The organism is Amycolatopsis sp. NPDC004772 (genome assembly GCF_053601215.1).
The window spans coordinates 1-15,521 of the sequence record NZ_JBSGBK010000134.1 but is presented as its reverse complement, the minus strand read 5'-3'; the positions used below and the strand labels follow the sequence as shown (position 1 = coordinate 15,521).

13 protein-coding genes are annotated in these 15,521 nt (G+C 73.6%); 8 read left to right on the top strand and 5 right to left on the bottom strand.

Annotated elements, in window-relative coordinates:
- The first annotated feature begins 87 nt into the window (after positions 1-87).
- From ACWEF6_RS40825 to ACWEF6_RS40805, 5 genes are read left to right on the top strand one after another with little or no spacing between them, the layout of a single operon-like run.
- Positions 88-2,184, top strand: coding sequence for a primosomal protein N' (locus ACWEF6_RS40825; RefSeq protein ID WP_449687862.1), 2,097 nt, complete (start codon positions 88-90; stop codon positions 2,182-2,184).
- Positions 2,185-2,225: 41 nt separating this feature from the next.
- Positions 2,226-2,903, top strand: a complete 678-nt coding sequence (locus ACWEF6_RS40820; protein WP_449687861.1) for a Crp/Fnr family transcriptional regulator — start codon at positions 2,226-2,228, stop codon at positions 2,901-2,903.
- Between the two features lie 6 nt (positions 2,904-2,909).
- Positions 2,910-3,131: a hypothetical protein gene (locus ACWEF6_RS40815; protein WP_449687860.1), complete on the top strand. Its 222-nt coding sequence runs from the start codon at positions 2,910-2,912 to the stop codon at positions 3,129-3,131.
- Positions 3,115-3,591 carry a hypothetical protein gene (locus tag ACWEF6_RS40810; RefSeq protein WP_449687859.1) on the top strand — a complete coding sequence of 159 codons (477 nt, stop codon included), beginning with the start codon at positions 3,115-3,117 and terminating at the stop codon, positions 3,589-3,591. The genes ACWEF6_RS40815 and ACWEF6_RS40810 overlap by 17 nt, the downstream gene beginning before the upstream one ends.
- A gap of 19 nt (positions 3,592-3,610) precedes the next feature.
- Entirely contained in the window at positions 3,611-4,471 is an 861-nt protein-coding gene (locus ACWEF6_RS40805) for a DUF3616 domain-containing protein (protein WP_449687858.1), read from the top strand.
- A 1-nt stretch (position 4,472) separates the two neighbouring features.
- On the opposite strand, the gene ACWEF6_RS40800 is transcribed toward ACWEF6_RS40805, so the two are convergent.
- A complete protein-coding gene (locus ACWEF6_RS40800; protein WP_449687857.1) occupies positions 4,473-6,131 on the bottom strand; it encodes a CotH kinase family protein in 1,659 nt (552 codons plus the stop codon).
- A 200-nt stretch (positions 6,132-6,331) separates the two neighbouring features.
- Between ACWEF6_RS40800 and ACWEF6_RS40795 the strand changes: the two genes are divergently transcribed.
- Together ACWEF6_RS40795 and ACWEF6_RS40790 are read left to right on the top strand one after the other, a co-directional pair.
- Entirely contained in the window at positions 6,332-9,769 is a 3,438-nt protein-coding gene (locus ACWEF6_RS40795; RefSeq protein WP_449687856.1) for a caspase, EACC1-associated type, read from the top strand.
- A gap of 23 nt (positions 9,770-9,792) precedes the next feature.
- The gene (locus ACWEF6_RS40790) at positions 9,793-10,266 is read left to right on the top strand and encodes a hypothetical protein (protein ID WP_449687855.1); all 474 of its coding nucleotides are present in this window, start codon (positions 9,793-9,795) and stop codon (positions 10,264-10,266) included.
- 4 nt (positions 10,267-10,270) lie between these two features.
- Here ACWEF6_RS40790 and ACWEF6_RS40785 read toward each other — a convergent pair whose 3' ends face one another.
- Genes ACWEF6_RS40785 through ACWEF6_RS40770 form a run of 4 tightly spaced genes read right to left on the bottom strand, consistent with a single transcriptional unit; the run spans position 10,271 to position 12,945 of the window.
- A complete protein-coding gene (locus ACWEF6_RS40785; protein WP_449687854.1) occupies positions 10,271-10,489 on the bottom strand; it encodes a hypothetical protein in 219 nt (72 codons plus the stop codon).
- Complete coding sequence (locus ACWEF6_RS40780; RefSeq protein ID WP_449687853.1) at positions 10,486-11,199, bottom strand: hypothetical protein; 714 nt, start codon at positions 11,197-11,199, stop codon at positions 10,486-10,488. Before ACWEF6_RS40780 ends, ACWEF6_RS40785 begins: the two co-directional genes overlap by 4 nt.
- Positions 11,196-11,525, bottom strand: coding sequence for a PadR family transcriptional regulator (locus tag ACWEF6_RS40775; protein ID WP_449687852.1), 330 nt, complete (start codon positions 11,523-11,525; stop codon positions 11,196-11,198). Before ACWEF6_RS40775 ends, ACWEF6_RS40780 begins: the two co-directional genes overlap by 4 nt.
- A gap of 55 nt (positions 11,526-11,580) precedes the next feature.
- Positions 11,581-12,945, bottom strand: a complete 1,365-nt coding sequence (locus ACWEF6_RS40770; protein WP_449687851.1) for a hypothetical protein — start codon at positions 12,943-12,945, stop codon at positions 11,581-11,583.
- Between the two features lie 127 nt (positions 12,946-13,072).
- Between ACWEF6_RS40770 and ggt the strand changes: the two genes are divergently transcribed.
- The gene (ggt, locus tag ACWEF6_RS40765; protein WP_449687850.1) at positions 13,073-14,869 is read left to right on the top strand and encodes a gamma-glutamyltransferase; all 1,797 of its coding nucleotides are present in this window, start codon (positions 13,073-13,075) and stop codon (positions 14,867-14,869) included.
- The last annotated feature ends 652 nt before the right edge of the window (positions 14,870-15,521 follow it).

Genomic DNA, 15,521 nt, shown 5'->3' with positions numbered 1-15,521 from the left:
GTGAGTGGTAACGCGGGTTAGAACCCGCGTTACCACTCACGACCGGCGGCGGCAGGGGTGTCGGTGGGGTCTGGTAGAGATCAGGGCGTGAGCAGTTCCGAGCCCGCAGCCCTCTGGGACCTCCCGGAGCAGCCGCCCGCGCCCCGGGCGGCACCCTCGCGCGCCCGGAAGAAGCCGAAGCCGGGGGAGAAGGCGAAGGGGGCCCAGTCGCCCGCGCCCGAGCGGCCGGTCGCGCGGGTCGTCGTCGACATCCCGCTGGCCCACCTGGACCGCACCTTCGACTACCTGGTGCCGGAGAAGCTGCACGAGACCGCCGTGCCGGGCTGCCGCGTCCGCGTCCGGTTCGCCGGGCAGCTCGTCGACGGCTACCTGATCGAACGCGGCGAGACCAGCGACTACGGCAGCAAGCTGGCCTTCCTCGACCGCGTGACGTCGGCCGAGCCGGTGCTGCCGCCGTCGCTGCACGCGGTTTGCCGGGCGGTCGCCGACCGCTACGGCGGCACGCTCTCCGACGTCCTGCGGCTCGCGCTCCCGCCCCGGCACGCCAAGGCCGAGGGCGAGCCGCCGCTGCCGCCCGCGGCCGCGCCCGAGCCGCCGGACACCGCGGCCTGGGCGCGCTACCAGCGCGGCCCGGCCTTCCTGGAGGCCCTGGGGGAGGGGAAGCCCGCGAACGCCGTCTGGCAGGCCCTGCCGGGCGAAGACTGGCCACGCCGGCTCGCCGAGGCCGCCGGCACGGTCGCCGCTCAGGGGCGCGGCGCGGTGCTGGTGGTGCCGGACCACCGGGACCTGACCCGGGTGCACGCGGCCTGCGCGGCCGTCGTGGGCGAGGACGCCGTGGTCGCGCTGATCGCCGGGCTCGGGCCCGCCGAGCGGTACCGGCGCTGGCTGGCCGTGCTGCGCGGCGCGGTGCGGGTGGTCGTCGGCACGCGGGCGGCGATGTTCGCGCCGGTCCACGACCCCGGCCTGTTCGTGGTCTGGGACGACGGCGACGACCTGCACCTCGACCAGCACGCCCCGTACCCGCACGTCCGCGACGTCCTGATGGACCGCGCGCACGCGGCGAAGGCGTCCCTGCTGGTCGGCGGGTTCGCCCGGACGGCGGAAGCCCAGCTGCTCGTCGAGTCCGGTTGGGCCGCCCCGGTGCTGGCGGACCGCACGACACTGCGGTCCGCGGCCCCGCGGGTCACGCCCGTCGGCGAGGACTTCGACGTCGCCCGCGACGAGGCCGCCCGGGTCGCCCGCCTGCCGGCGGTGGCGTTCGAGGCGGCCCGCCAGGCGTTCGCCGCGGACCTCCCGGCGCTGGTCCAGGTCCCGCGGCGCGGGTACGTCCCCGGTCTGGCCTGCGGAAACTGCCGGACACCCGCGCACTGCCGCCGCTGCGCGGGCCCGCTGGCCCTGCCCGGCGGCTCGCTCGACGGGCAGCCGAAACCCCCGGCGTGCCGCTGGTGCGGCGTCCCCGAAACGGCGTTCCGCTGCACGGCGTGCGGCTCGGTCCGGCTGCGCGCGGTGATCGTCGGCGCGAAGCGGACGGCCGAAGAGCTCGGGCGCGCGTTCCCGGGCGTCCCGGTCCGGACGTCGGGGGCGGCGGAGGTCCTGGAGTCGGTGCCGGGCAAACCGGCCCTCGTGGTGTGCACGCCGGGAGCGGAGCCGGTGGCGGAAGGCGGCTACGGCGCAGCCTTGCTGCTGGACGGCTGGGCGCTGCTGGGCCGTCAGGACCTGCGCGCGGGCGAAGAGACCCTGCGCCGCTGGATGGCGGCGGCGGCACTGGTCCGTCCGGCGGCCTCGGGCGGCCGGGTGATCGTCGGGGCCGAGGCGGGCCTGCCGGTGGTCCAGGCCCTGGTCCGCTGGGACCCGGCCTGGCACGCGGCCCAGGAGCTGGCGGAGCGCCGCGAGCTGGGCTTCCCCCCGGCGATGCGGATGGCGAGCGTGGAGGGCGGCCCGGACGCGGTGGCGGCGCTCCTGGCGGACCTCCCGCTGCCGCCGTCCGGCGAAGTCCTGGGCCCGGTCCCGATCGGCGAGCTGGACGAGGAGGGCAACGCCGAGCGGGAGAGGGCGCTGGTCCGCGTGTCCCGCGCGGAGGGCAAGGCCCTGGCGGCGTCGATCCACGCGGCCGCGGCGCGCCGCGATGCCAAGAAGGCCACCGAACCGATCCGCATCCAGTTGGATCCGCTGGACCTGATCTAGGTCCTCTTGCCTCGATCAAGGTGTATTCGTACACTCAATCCATGGCAGGAGTACCCGTTGACGAGAGTAGATGGCTCCTGGACGAGGAGGAGATCCACACCCTCGAAGGGGTGGGCAGCGTTCTCCGGCGCGGCGACGGCCACGTCTTCATGCGGGAAGGCGAGGCCAGCGACTTCCTGCTGCTGATCCGGAAGGGGCACGTGAAGGTCACGTCCGGCCAGCCGGCTCGCATCATCGCGTTCCGCGGACCGGGGGAAACAGTCGGGGAACTCGGCGTCATCGACGACGAGCCGCGCTCGGCCACCGTGATCGCCTGGGGTGACGTCGAGGTGCTCCATGTGCCCGCGGCCGAATTGCTGAAGTTCCTCGACCAGCACCGCCGGGCCGAGCGAGCCCTGCACGCGGCGGTGCGCAAGCGGCTCGCGCAGGCGACGCGGAAGATCTCGGATTCCGACCTCGCGATGGAACGGCGGATCGCCAAGGCCCTGACCGAGCTCATCCGCAACGACATCTGCGAGATCGTCGATGGCGTCCCGACCGTCCGGTTGAGCCAGAAGGACCTGGCCTCGCTCAGCGGCTCCTCCCTGGAAGCGACGAAGAAGATCGTTCGCGTCTTCAAGGAAAGCGGCCTGGTCGACACCGGACGGCTCCTGCTTCGCATCACCGATGCCGATGCCCTGCGCCGGATCGCCGGCGGCCACCCCACCTCGTCGTGGTGACCGGCTGTGCTCACCATGCTGGAACACACTTCGAGCTTCTGGGCGCTCGCCGTGGTGGTGCTCGGGACCATCGTGCACCAGGTCGTCCGGCTCCTGATGTTCAAAGCCGCGCTGAGGAACAGCAAACCGGCGGAGCGGCCCGCGATCATCACCGCATTGGTCGGCCTGCTCGGGCGTGGCCCCTTCCGCAAACCGACGCAAAGGAACAGCCGTGCCGACCACTCCTGAGGCGGACCGGCTCTTCCGGAACCGGCTGGTCCGCGAACTCGTGGCGCTGGACCTCGATCCCGATCAGTTCGTCGTCTTCGGCAGCGCGCCCCTGCTGGCGCACGGGCTGCGGACGACCATCCGCGACCTGGACGTGGTGGCCCGGGGCGACGTCTTGACCTGGGCGAAGCGCACCGGCACGCCGGGGGTGGGCGCCTACAGCGGGGACCCCGTCTGGCAGTTCTGCGGCGGTCGGATCCAGTTCTCCGCCGGGTGGATCACGCCCCAGTGGGACGTCGGCGAACTGATGGACGGTGCGGAGGTCATCGGGGGACTTCGCTGGGCGCGCCCGGGTGATGTGCTCCGCTACAAATTGGAGCTGCTGCGCCCCAAGGACCGCGTCGACATCGCGAAGATCCGAGCCTATCTGCGCCGTCCGGCCCGGAATCCGTCGCAGCTGATCGGGCAAGGATCGGGCTGATCGGCGGTATTTTGGGTGGATGGCGAAAGTCCGGCCGACCCCTTTCCCGGAGCGCAACGGCGACGTGCCGTACAACGCTTCCGGGGTGGTGCGGGTGGGTTCCCGGCAGTTCGTCTTCGTCGACAACAAAGACCCCACCGCATTGTTCGAAATGACGTTCGATTCCGCCGTCGGCACGGTCGAACGGATTCACCGGCGGCCCCTGGCCGGGGTGGGCAAGGGAATGCTGCGTGATCCCGAAGGACTCACCCGGGTCGACGTGCACGGGGAAATCGTGCTCGTCGTCGCTTCTTCGCTGTGCATCGCGGAGGGGGGCCGGATCTGCGACGGCCTGGTGCGCGTCCGGTACGTCCCCCACGGCGACCTGCCCGCCGAGCCGATGGCCGGATTCCGGGACTGGCTGCTCGACCGTGTTCCCGCGCTGGCCGACGCCGGGCGGCGGGCACCGGATGAAGGCGGCCTCAATGTGGAAGGCCTGGCTTGGGACGGAACCGCGTTGCTGTTCGGCCTGCGGGGCCCGGCGCACCCGGGCCGGGTCACGCTGGTCCGGGTGCCCGTCGACGTCGGCGGGGCCCGGTGGACGACCGCGTCGCTGGGGCCGCCGGAGCTGATCCCCGTCCGGCTGCCCGAACCGGCCGTGACGCGCGGGATCCGCGACATTTCCGGGGCCGGCGATTTCCTGCTCCTGCTCGGCCGTTCGACCAGCCACGGCGACACACCGTTCCGGCTCGCCACCTGGAACCGGGCCGACGATCACGCCGCGCTGCTCGGGATCACCTTTCACCGCAGCGCGAAACCCGAAGGCGTCACGTCGTTCACGATCGACGGCCGCCGCCGGATCCTGATCGTCGACGACGCCGGCGGCTACGCGGTTCTCTGAGTCAGGAGAAGTACAGTTTCGACGGGCCGGGGTCCTGGTGGACCCGCGGTTTCCCGGCCGCCGTGGGATCCGTGCCGAACGCCGCGCCCAGCCCGGTCCGGACGCTCGTCACCGTGAAATAGCCGCTGGACGTGAACGGATCACCGACCGGGTCGACCGGCGTCACCGAGAACTCCTCGGCGTGGGCTGCGTTGTCCGCCGCGCGCGTGCAGAGCAGCTGGTGGCCCTGGCTCGACGTCGTGGTGGTCGCGTGGAGGAACCGGCCGGTCGCCTTGCTCGCGATCGACTGCCCGCCGCTGAGCGGGGCGAAGCACCACAGGTCCGTGTCGTCGACGTTCGCCGGCCGCCACCGGTGGACGACCTCGCCGCCGCCCGGTTCCGCCGTCGTGGCCGGGATGGTCTCGCTGCCGCTGGCGTGCAGGCATTCGTTGGTGACGTCCTCGCGGACGTACGCGCCGTCGGCGCCGGGCAGGCCGCCGCAGAGGTAGCCGGCCGAGGTGGCCAGCCGCAGCTGCTTGCGCACGGCGGTGAGCTGCGCCGGCACGTCCGGCACGCCGAGGCCGGTCAGCAGCGTCGCCATCCCGTCGAGCTGCGGCTGCAGCACCTCCCGGTGGGTCCGGAAGCCGAAGACGGTGTCGCGGTACTCGCGGACCTGGGCGAGGACCTGCGCCCGCCGTCCGGCGTCTTCGCGCACGAGCTTGGCGAGCAGCCCGGCGGTGTCGAGCCGGAAGTGCCGGGCGGGCTGGAGGGTCTGGTCGAGGCCCCACGGGATCAGCTTGAAGTCGATGTCGGCCACGCCCGGCCGGGCGACCGCGTCCACGTCGTTGTACACGTAGGTGTTGTTGGTGTTGCGGGAATAGCCGTCCCAGTGCTTGAGGAAGAATTCCATCGCGTAGATCTTGACGAACTGGTCGAGGTCGAAGACCTCGGCGGCCCCGGCCACCCCGTGCGCGGCGAGGTGGTCGATGGCGAACCGCAGGTCGGCCTTGTCGTCGAACTTCGACAGCGATTCCACGCCGATGAACGGCAGCCGCGCGGCGACGAAGTCGTCCTTGTGCTCCAGTTCGTAGAGGTTGCCGTTCAGGTTGCCGAAGTTGCGCTCGAGGTACCGCGGCATGATCGGCTCGACGTTCACGAAGACACCGGGACCGTTCACCCCGGCGATGCCCTGCCCGATCGGCACGCCGTTCACGCGCACCTGAGCGTAATTGCCGCGCGAATGGGGGAGACCGGCGAGCTCGAACAGTTTGTAGCCGAGCAGCTGCCGGAGGTAGGAGAGGTCCTGGACGGAGTTGTTGAGCGTCAGGTACCGCGACCCGATCAGCTTCCGGACCGGATCCTTGTTCGCGTCGGAGAACTTCCCGAAGTCGAGGTGCAGGCAGGGTTTGCTGCTGCTGAGCGAGCCGCAGAAGGACTTCTTCTTGATCCCGACGTCGGCGAACGACGTCCGCGCGGGGAACTTCGTCCCGGAGACCTCGACCGAGGTCGCCTTCCGCCAGGTGTAACGGCTCCCGCCGGTCCAGTCGAAGTTGCACACCCCGCCGGCGGGCTGCTCGGTGCGCACGGCGTCCCAGTCGCCCGGCGGCATCGTGATATCGATCGACACCACATTGTCGATCGCGTAGAGGGAATCGAGTGCCCGCTGCTCCTGCTCGCCCATCCGGCCAGTGTACGACCGGGTTCCCGCGGCAGAAATGCGAACGGAATTCCGTGATGGATCCGATTTCGGGTGGGTGTATCACCCATTGTGGGCGCAGCCGGTGGGAGAGCGCCGGAATGCTGTAACGCGGGGTGGCCGCGGAGAGATACTGCTCTGCGTGGGTGACAGCGGGAATGGCCGGCGGGCCACGGCGAGGCGGCGTGGCTGACCTGCGTGGTGCCCGCGCCCGGGCGGTCCTGATCGGGACCGGGTGCGCGACCGGGAGCCCCGGCGCCGACGGGCTGGACGCGATCCCGGCCGTGCGCACGACGCTCGCCGACCTGGCGGCGGTGCTGGTCGAGCGGTGCGGGATGGCGGCGGGCAACGTCCGGGTCCTGCTCGACCCGGCGCAGCCGTTCGCGTTCGGGGAGGCGCTCGCGGAAGAGACCGCGGCCGCGGAAGACGCGCTGCTGATCTACTTCTGCGGCCACGGGCTGGTTTCGCTGGACGGCGACCTCTATTTGGCCACGGCCGCGACCGACCGACGCGCCGGGTACCTGGCGCACACCGCGGCGCCCTACGCCCAGGTGCGCAACGCGGTGCTGGAAAGCCCGGCGCGCGTGAAGATCGTCGTCCTGGACTGCTGCTACTCCGGGCGTGCGTTCACGACGCTGGGGAACGCGGCGGGCACCGAGGCGACCGGGTTGTCGCGGATCCACGGCGGGTACGTCCTGACGGCGGCCGGGGCGAACGAAGCCGCGCTGGCGCCGGTCGGGGAGCGGCACACCGCGTTCGGCGGGGAGCTGATCCGCCTGCTCACCGAGGGCGATCCGGACGGCCCCCGCGACCTGACGCTGCAGCACGTGCACGCCTACCTCCGCGAAATGCTGCTCGCGCGCGGCTTTCCCCGTCCCCGCCGGCTCGCCACCGAGGTCGCCGACGGGTTCGTGCTCGCACCCAACCCGGCGTACCGGCTCGGTGCGGACCAGGACGGCCGCGAGGACTCCGCCGCCGCGACCGGTGCCACGGACGTCTGCCCCTACCGCGGGCTGGCCGCGTTCGACGTCGGCGACACGGCCTGGTTCTTCGGCCGCACCCGTGAGACCCGCGAAGTGCTCGACCGGATCGGCAAGGCACAGCCGGGCGATCCGCCGCTGGTCCTGGTCGGGCCGTCGGGCGTGGGCAAGTCGTCGCTGATCCGCGCCGGGGTCGCGGCGGGGCTCGCCGGCGGCGACTTCGGTGGCGTGGAGCGGACTCCGGTGCTGATGACGCCGGGCCCGCGCCCGCTGTCCGCGCTGTACGCGGCGCTGGGCGACCGCGGGACGGCGCCGGTGCTGCTGGTCGTCGACCAGTTCGAAGAGATCTTCACCGAGTGCGCCGACCCGGAAGACCGGGAGAGCTTCGTCGCGGCCCTCACCGGCGGGCTGGGCGACGCCGTGGTGCTGCTGGGGCTGCGGGCCGATTTCTACCGGCACTGCCTGGCGTTCCCGGCTTTGCGGGAAGCGCTGGAGCGCAACCAGGTCCTCCTGGGCCCGCTTTCGGGCGACGAGCTCGGCACGGCCGTCCAGGCACCGGCCGCGGCCGCGGGACTGACCCTGCAGGCCGGGCTGGTGCCGATCGTCCTCCAGGACGTCCAAGCCCAGGCCGAAGCCCTCGCGGCGGACCGCGGCGACGGGCTCGACCTGCAGCAGGGCGAAGTGCTGCCGCTGCTGGCGCACGCCTTGCGCGAGACGTGGGTGCACCGCCGGGGGCGGCTGCTGACGGTCACCGGGTACGCCCGGTCCGGCCGGGTGGCCCGGGCCGTGGAGACCTCGGCCGAGCAGGTGCACGCCGGGCTGGACGAGCCGGGGCGTGCGGTGTTGCGCACGCTGGTGCTGCGGATGGCGGCGGTCGGCGAGGGAACGGCCATCACCCGCCGGCTGGTTCCGCGGGACACCCTGCTCGACGACCTCGGGCCGGGTGCCGAACCGGTGTTGGACGCCCTGGTCGCGGCCGGGCTGGTCGTCGTGGACGGCGACGCGCTCGGGCTCGCGCACAGCGCCGTCCTCCAGGCGTGGCCACGGCTGCGGGCGTGGCTGGAGGAGGGCCGCCAGTCGCTGCTGGTCCGGCGGAGCCTGGCCGCCGCGGCAGAGCGCTGGCAGCAGGCGGACCGGCGGCCCGGCCTGCTGTACCGGGGCACCCGGCTGGCGCTCGCCGGCGAGCTGGCCGGACCGGACGAGCCGCCGCTGCCGGCGCTGTCGCGGGAATTCCTCGACGCGAGCACGGCCCGCCGCCGCCGGACGCGCCGCCGGCTGGTGGCCGTCGCGACCACGGCCGTCCTCGTCGCCGGCTCGTCGGTGGCGATCCTAACCCGGGATCTGTGGTCCGGGCCTTGTCCCCGTGGGCTGCAACCGTCGAACAGCGTGTCGTTCGGCGACGAGTGCGTCGGCGTCACCGACGGCAGCTACGTGTTCCGGCCGGAGCTGGCCGCGGTCGAACGCCGGATCGCCGAGGAGAACCAGCGAGTCGGCGGATCCGGGGTCACCGTGGCGTTCCTCGCCCCGTTCCCGGTGGCCGGCACGGGCGCGCTCACCGTCGACTCGATGCGGCACCAGCTCGAAGGCGCGTACACGGCCCAGGTCGAGGCCAACCGGGCCGAGCCGCGGGTCAAGCTGCTGCTGGCCAACACCGGCGCGTCGGGGGCCGCGTGGGAACCGGTGGTCGGGCAGCTGGCCACGAGCGGTCCGGTGGGGGTGATCGGACTGGGGATCAGCTCGGCGTCGACCCTCGACGCGGTCCGCGCGCTGAGCGCACGCGGCCTGCCCGTGGTCGCCGGGATCGCCACCGCGGACGACTTCGACGCCACCACCCTGCCGGGCGTGGTCCGGGTGCGGCCCGCCAACCGGCAGCTCGTGGCGGTGATGAGCCGCTACGTCGCCACCCAGGCGCAGTGGCGGCCGCGGGTGCTGGTCGCCGACGCGGACCCCGGCAACCTCTACGCGCGGTCGCTGCGGGCGGACATCGCCGACCAGCTCGGCGGCCGGTCGAGCCCGCTGGAAACGTTCAGCTACCTCTCCGGGAACGCGTCGCCGGCCGGGTTCGCGGTCGTCACCCAGGGGATTTGCGCCACCCGCGCCGAATCCGTGTTCTTCGCCGGGCGCACGGCCGATCTCCCGGCCTTCCTGGCGTCGGTCGCCACCCGGTCGTGCACCGACCCGGTCGAGGTGTACGTCCCGGAATCCGTCGACGAGCACCTCGGCCGCGAACTGCGGGCCGAGCTCGCGGCCGGGAAGGTGTCGGTCACCGCGTTCGTCCCGGCCGGCTGGTCGGCGCTGGCCGGCCCGGACGGCGAGACGTCACCGCGGTACCAGCGGTACCGGGAAGCGTTCGCCGGCACCGGCTCGGACCCGGCCGGCGCCGCCGCCGCGGACGCGATCTCCCTGCACGACGCCCTGCTCACGATGGTGACGGCGTACCGGACCGCGCCGAAGGGCCGGTACTCCGCCGCGACGGCCGCCCGCACCCAGCTGGGCAACCTCCACGGTCCGCTGTCGGTTCCGGGTGCCGAGGAGGACCTCCGCTTCACCGAGCGCGGCCTCCCGGACCGGCAGACGGTCGGGATCATCCGCTACACCGAAGGCAAGCCGGGACAGCGCATCGCCATCGAGCACACCAGCTAGGAGTCCACTGTGGAGCATCGCGGATGAGCGCGGTCGCCGACCTCCGCCGGGCGCGCGACCTCGCCTGCGCCCTCGACGTGCCCCGGTTCCGCGACGACGCGCTCGACGTCGTCCTCACCCGCGCCCTCATCGACGCCGTCGACGTCGCCCTGGCGGCGAGCCGGACCGGCGAGCGCGTCCGGGCCCTCGACCGCCTCGGTGTCGCCGCCCAGGCCCGCGTCCGCGAACTCGCGATCTTCGACGACGACGAAGGCCGGCGGCTCGGGCGGGCGCTCCTCGGCTGCGTCACCAGCGCCCGGGACGCCGCCGTCGCGGGCCCGGCGACCCGGCGCCTGGTGGCGGCGGCCGTGGCCCTGGTCCCGTCGGCGCACCGGCGTCGCTACGCCGAGGAATTCCACGCCGAGCTGGCCGAACTGACCGGCCGGCAGCGGGCGGCGTACGCACTGCGGCTGGTGGCTGGAGCTTGGCGGCTGCGACGTGGCTTGCGTGACGGGTGAGCCGTCACCGCCGCCGGAGCGCGCGGGCGGCCCCGCCGATGAGCGCGGTCGCCGCCACCGCGGCCGTTCCCAGGCCGCCCGAGGTCAGCGCCACGCTGACGATGATGCCGACCACGGCCAGCGCCAGGACGAGGACGAGCAGGGCGGTCCGGAACGTGCGGGCGCCGTCGTCGATGACGTGGCGTACGAGCGCGGTGTAGGCGTTGTCCGGGCGGCTCGTCACGATCGGCTCCGGTCCGGCCGGGCGCGGCGCAGGGCCCGGCGCAGCGACCACGCGTGCAGCAGTTGCCGGGCCGCGTAGCGGGCTTGGCCGCGGGGGAGGGCGGCCGCTTCACCGCGGAACTCCTCCGCGAACCGGGGCCGCTCGGCGAGCGGCAGCACCTGCAGCGCCAGGCCCAGCAGGTTCCGGCAGACCAGGCCCGGCCGCCCGGCCGTCGCGGTGCCGCGCGCCAGCCGCCGGATGACCTTGGCGACCGCGACCCGGGCTTCCCCGACCGGATCGCTCCCCAGCGGCGAGACGTACTGGCGGGCGGCGTCGACCCGGTTGTGCAGTTCCGCCCGGGCGCGCCGGGTCGCCACGACCGCTTCCCGCGCCGCGATGACGGACTCTTCGCGTTCCCGGGTCCGGTCCGCGAGCAGGGCGGCCACGGCCTGGGCGTCCGCGGCCCACGCCAGGTGCACCGCGGTGTCGAAGTCCTCGGAGACGGCCAGGTCGTAGGCCAGGTCGAGCTGGGCGGCCAGCCGGCGGGTGAGTTCGCGCTGCGGGGCGAACGCCAGCGCCCGGTTCTTCGACAGCTCGCGGGCCAGCTGGCACGCCTCGGCCAGCTCGGCGACGTTGTTGTCCTGGCGCTGCACCTGTTCGAGCACGTCCGCGAGGCGCCGCGCCAGGGCCAGGTCTTCGGCGTCCCGGGCGGTCCGGTGGCGGCGTCTCATCGCGCACCGCCGGCCAGCCCCGGGCGCAGCCGCGCGAGCTTGGCCGCCGAGGCTTCGGCACGGGCGAGGGCGATCTGCGCGGACGTCACGCCGTCGCCGCTCAGGCGGTAGAAGCGCCGGCGAGGCCGGCCGGCCTCACGGGGATCGACGTCCTCCCAGCGGCTCTCCAGCCAGCCGAGGCCCTCGAGCCGGGCGAGGATGGGGTGGATGGTGCCGCTCGGCAGCTCGGCGGCGGCGCAGATCTCCAGCCCGTACATCTCCCGCGCCGGGTCGGCGAGCAGCGCGCGCAGCACGAGCTGGGTGGTCAGGGTCATCCGCGGAGCCATGGTCTAGTTCTACTATGGGGGCTAGGTAGAGCACAACCGTCAGTCGGGAGTGCGCTCAGCCCGGCAGCACCGTGCCGGGCAGCGATTCCACCGCGACCCGCGGCGATTCGGTGGACGCAGGCGGCGCAGCGTTGCCGGCACCGCCCGCGGCGGCCGTCGTCAAGGTGACGACCTGGGCCGCGATCGCCTGGCGGCGGGCCTCGAAATCGGCGTCGGTCAGGGCGTCCGGGGCCGTCGGCTGGCCCAGCACCGGCGTGTGCAGGTGCCCGCCCGCCACCGACGTCAGCCCCAGGCCGAGGCGGACACGGTTGCTGCGGAACATGGATTCGTTCGACAGGTAGTTCCCGCCCCCGCCGGAGGCTGCGATCTCGCCCGCGACCGGGGCGTCCGAGCGGCACACCGGGGTTCCGGCGCCCGGGTGGGCCGGGTCCGGCCAGACGCAGAACGCCGGGTTGAAGTTCACCGGGTAGGCGCCGGCCGGGGCGGCCAGCATCCGGTCGTACGGCAGGGTCGTCTCGATGAACTGGACGTCCGGCTGCGGCCAGCCCGCGGCCGGCGGCACCCCTCCGGTGACCGGCACGTTGTTGTTGTCCGGGAAGCCACCGCGCCAGGCGCCGGCCCAGCGTTCGATGTCGAACCGGCCCGGACGCCCCTGGCTGATCGTCATGATCACGTCCGGCCGTCGCGCGCGGTCGCGCAACGCCGTGCCGTAGGCCGCTTCGACGATGCCCGCGTCGAAGTAACCCCACACGACCGGGAAGTTCACCGCCTGCACCACGGCCGGCCCCGACGGCGTGCTGAGGATCCGCCCGTCCAGCTGCAGGGCCGAGGCCCCGGCCGGGTTCGAGATCCGGACGCCGGAGCCGTCGAGCTGGAACGGGTCGAAGCCGCTCACCATGACCCGCCGCGTCTTCCCGAGCGGGAACCGGACGTCGTCGAGGCCGCGCGATCCGCGGTCGAACGCCGCCAGCAGCGACGTCCGCTGCGAGGCCGGCAGCGCGAAGGGCGGCTGCCACTGGCGGATCGCGCTGCTGAGCTGCAGCCGCGCCCAGTACAGCGGCCGGTCGTCGAAGCGGTCGAGGGTGCCGAGGCCGGGGGCGCGGCCCTGGGCGCGGTCGACCGCCGTCCGCCACAGCCGGGCGCCGGCCTGCGTGACGACCCGCTCGGCCCGGCGCGGGGTGCGCGCGGCGCAGAGGTCGTGCTGGACGTCGGCGACGAAGGGGTCGAGCCCGGCCAGCCGGACCAGCTCGGGGCCGACCGCGGGGCCGCCGGCCGGCATCGTCGCGGTCAGCCGCTGCTCTTCGACGGTCAGCGGGACGGCGGTGTCGAAGCAGTTCGGTGCCGGTGCGGCCGCGGCGACGCCGGGGAGCACGAACATCGGCAGGGCGGAGAGCAACGGGAGCAGGGCGGACAGGCGCACGGGTTTCCCTCCACGTTCGCTGAGCGATCTCCTCGGTCCAGTCTTGCGGCCGGGAGGGATTCCGAGAACCGTGCATAAGTCGGATGACGGCTTGAAGCTGCCTTGACCAAGGGGCAGACTCGCCCGCATGCCCGCGCACTGGAGCCGCACCACGCTCGTCCTGGCCGTCGCCGCCGTGCTCACCGCCGGCGTCGCCGCGCCCGCCACCGCCGCCACCCCCACGCCGAAGTCGCCGGTCGCCGTCGGCTTCGGGGGTGCCGTGGCCAGCATCGACGCCGACGCCACCGCGATCGGCACGCAGGTCCTGCGCGACGGCGGGAACGCCGTCGACGCGGCCGTCGCGGTCGCCGCCGCGCTCGGGGTCACCGACCCGTTCTCCGCCGGCGTCGGCGGCGGCGGGTTCTTCGTCTACTACGACGCCAAGACCCGCCGCGTGCACACCCTGGACGGCCGCGAAACCGCCCCGAAGACCGCCGACCAGAACCTGTTCGTCGAGAACGGCCAGCCGCTCCCGTTCGCCGACGCCGTCACCAGCGGCCTGAGCGTCGGCGTCCCGGGCACGCCCGCGACCTGGGCCGAGGCGCTGCGCAAGTGGGGGACGCGCTCGCTGGCGAAGTCGCTGAAGCCCGCGGAGAAGCTGGCCCGTGACGGCTTCGTCGTCGACCAGACGTTCCAGACCCAGATCGCGAACAACGCGGCGCGCTTCTCGGCGTTCCCGTCGACGCGCTCGCTGTACCTGCCGGGTGGCGCGCCCCCGGCACCGGGGACGGTCTTCCGGAACCCCGACCTGGCCGCGACGTACGCGCAGCTGGAGCGGTCCGGCGTCAACGCGCTGTACCGCGGCCCGATTGGCGCCGACATCGCCAGGACGGTGCAGAAGCCGCCGGTCGACCCGGCGTCGACGTTGAACGTCCGGCCCGGGAAGCTGACGACCGGCGACCTGGCGGCGTACGACGTGATCGAGCGCGACCCGACGCACGCGCGTTACGAGGGTCTCGACGTCTACGGCATGCCGGCGCCGTCCTCGGGCGGGCTGACGGTCGGCGAGGCGCTCAACATCCTCGAGAACTTCGACCTCAAGCACGCCAGCAAGGCCGACTACCTGCAGTACTTCCTGGAGTCGACCCGCTTCGCCTTCGCCGACCGCAACCGCTGGATCGGCGACCCGGCGTTCATCGACGTCCCGGCGCGCGAGCTGCTGAGCCAGCGCTTCGCCGACAGCCGCGCCTGCCTGATCTCGAAGGACAAGGCGGCGACCAGCCCGGTCGCCCCGGCGGACCCGCGGCACCCGGCACCGTGCGCGGCCGGCTCCGCGGCGGCGCCGACGCCGTACGAGGGTGAGAACACGACGCACCTGACGGTGGCGGACAAGTGGGGCAACGTCGTCGCCTACACGCTGACGATCGAGCAGGAGGGTGGCAGCGGCATCGTGGTGCCGGGCCGCGGGTTCCTGCTGAACAACGAGCTGACGGACTTCTCGTTCACGCCGGTGACCCCGGGCGTCCCGGACCCGAACCTCCCGGGCCCGGGCAAGCGCCCGCGCTCCTCGATGGCCCCGACGATCGTCCTCGACCACGGCCGCCCGTTCTTCGCGACGGGCTCGCCGGGCGGAGCATCGATCATCACGACGGTCCTCCAGGTGATCCTCGGCCGCGTGGACCGCGGGCTGTCGTTGGAGCAGGCGATCGCGGCCCCGCGCGCCTCCCAGCGCAACGCGGCGGCGGCCCAGGTGGAGCAGGCCTTCCTGGACCAGCCGGAGACGGCGGAGCTCAAGGCGAGGGGCCAGGGCTTCTCGACGGCCCCGGCGGAGATCGGAGCGGCCACGGGCGTGGAGAGGTTGCGAGACGGCCGCTGGCTGGCGGCGGCCGAGCCGGTACGGCGCGGCCAGGGTGCGGCGCAGGTGGTGTGGCCGGCGCGCTGGTAGGGCGGTGGTCGGTGCCCGCCTCGCGTGGTGCGGGGCGGGCTTGGCCGGGATCTGCTGCGTAGGCGGCTCCGGCAAAGCCGGAGCTGCGTGGGCGGGTCTGGCAACGTCGGAGTGCGTGGGCGGGTCCGGCAAAGCCGGAGCGCTGTTTCAGCTTCTCACCGGCCCGAACGGCACGCGGACGCCAAAACCGGCACCCCGCCCAGACCGGCTCCGCCACTCCCAACGACGCGCGGCCCGCAGAACCCGCACCCCACCCAGACCTGCCCCGCCACTCCCAACGACGCGCGGCCCGCAGAACCCGCACCCCACCCAGACCCGCCCCGCCACCCCGATCCGAAGCCAGCACGCGGCCGGTGGTGCCGGGTCAAGGCACGCTTTCCCGCCTTGACGCGGTACCACCGGCCGTAGTGACAATCACGGCTTCGGGGTGGTGGGCACCTGGAGCCGCTCACCGGACGACCCGCCCAAGTCAGCGGCACCTCCGGGCGGAGACCCAGCCGGCAGACCCGTGTCCACGACGCAGCAGCGACCGACCTCGCCAGAGCCCCGCCCTCCCTGGGCAGGGTTCCGGCAAAGTCGTGTCGTTGCAGGCAGGCACGGCCCGCTCTGGTGATCATGTGGTTGTCGAAGCCCATGATCTGTGAGAGAGCCG

Bases quoted from the DNA above. Each gene is read 5' to 3' on its own strand.
- ACWEF6_RS40805 (WP_449687858.1), top strand. From the start codon at position 3,611: ATGGCGAAAGTCCGGCCGACCCCTTTCCCGGAGCGCAACGGCGACGTG.
- ACWEF6_RS40800 (WP_449687857.1), bottom strand. From the start codon at position 6,131: ATGGGCGAGCAGGAGCAGCGGGCACTCGATTCCCTCTACGCGATCGAC.
- ACWEF6_RS40790 (WP_449687855.1), top strand. From the start codon at position 9,793: ATGAGCGCGGTCGCCGACCTCCGCCGGGCGCGCGACCTCGCCTGCGCC.
- ggt (WP_449687850.1), top strand. From the start codon at position 13,073: ATGCCCGCGCACTGGAGCCGCACCACGCTCGTCCTGGCCGTCGCCGCC.
- ACWEF6_RS40780 (WP_449687853.1), bottom strand. From the start codon at position 11,199: ATGAGACGCCGCCACCGGACCGCCCGGGACGCCGAAGACCTGGCCCTG.
- ACWEF6_RS40820 (WP_449687861.1), top strand. From the start codon at position 2,226: ATGGCAGGAGTACCCGTTGACGAGAGTAGATGGCTCCTGGACGAGGAG.
- ACWEF6_RS40775 (WP_449687852.1), bottom strand. From the start codon at position 11,525: ATGGCTCCGCGGATGACCCTGACCACCCAGCTCGTGCTGCGCGCGCTG.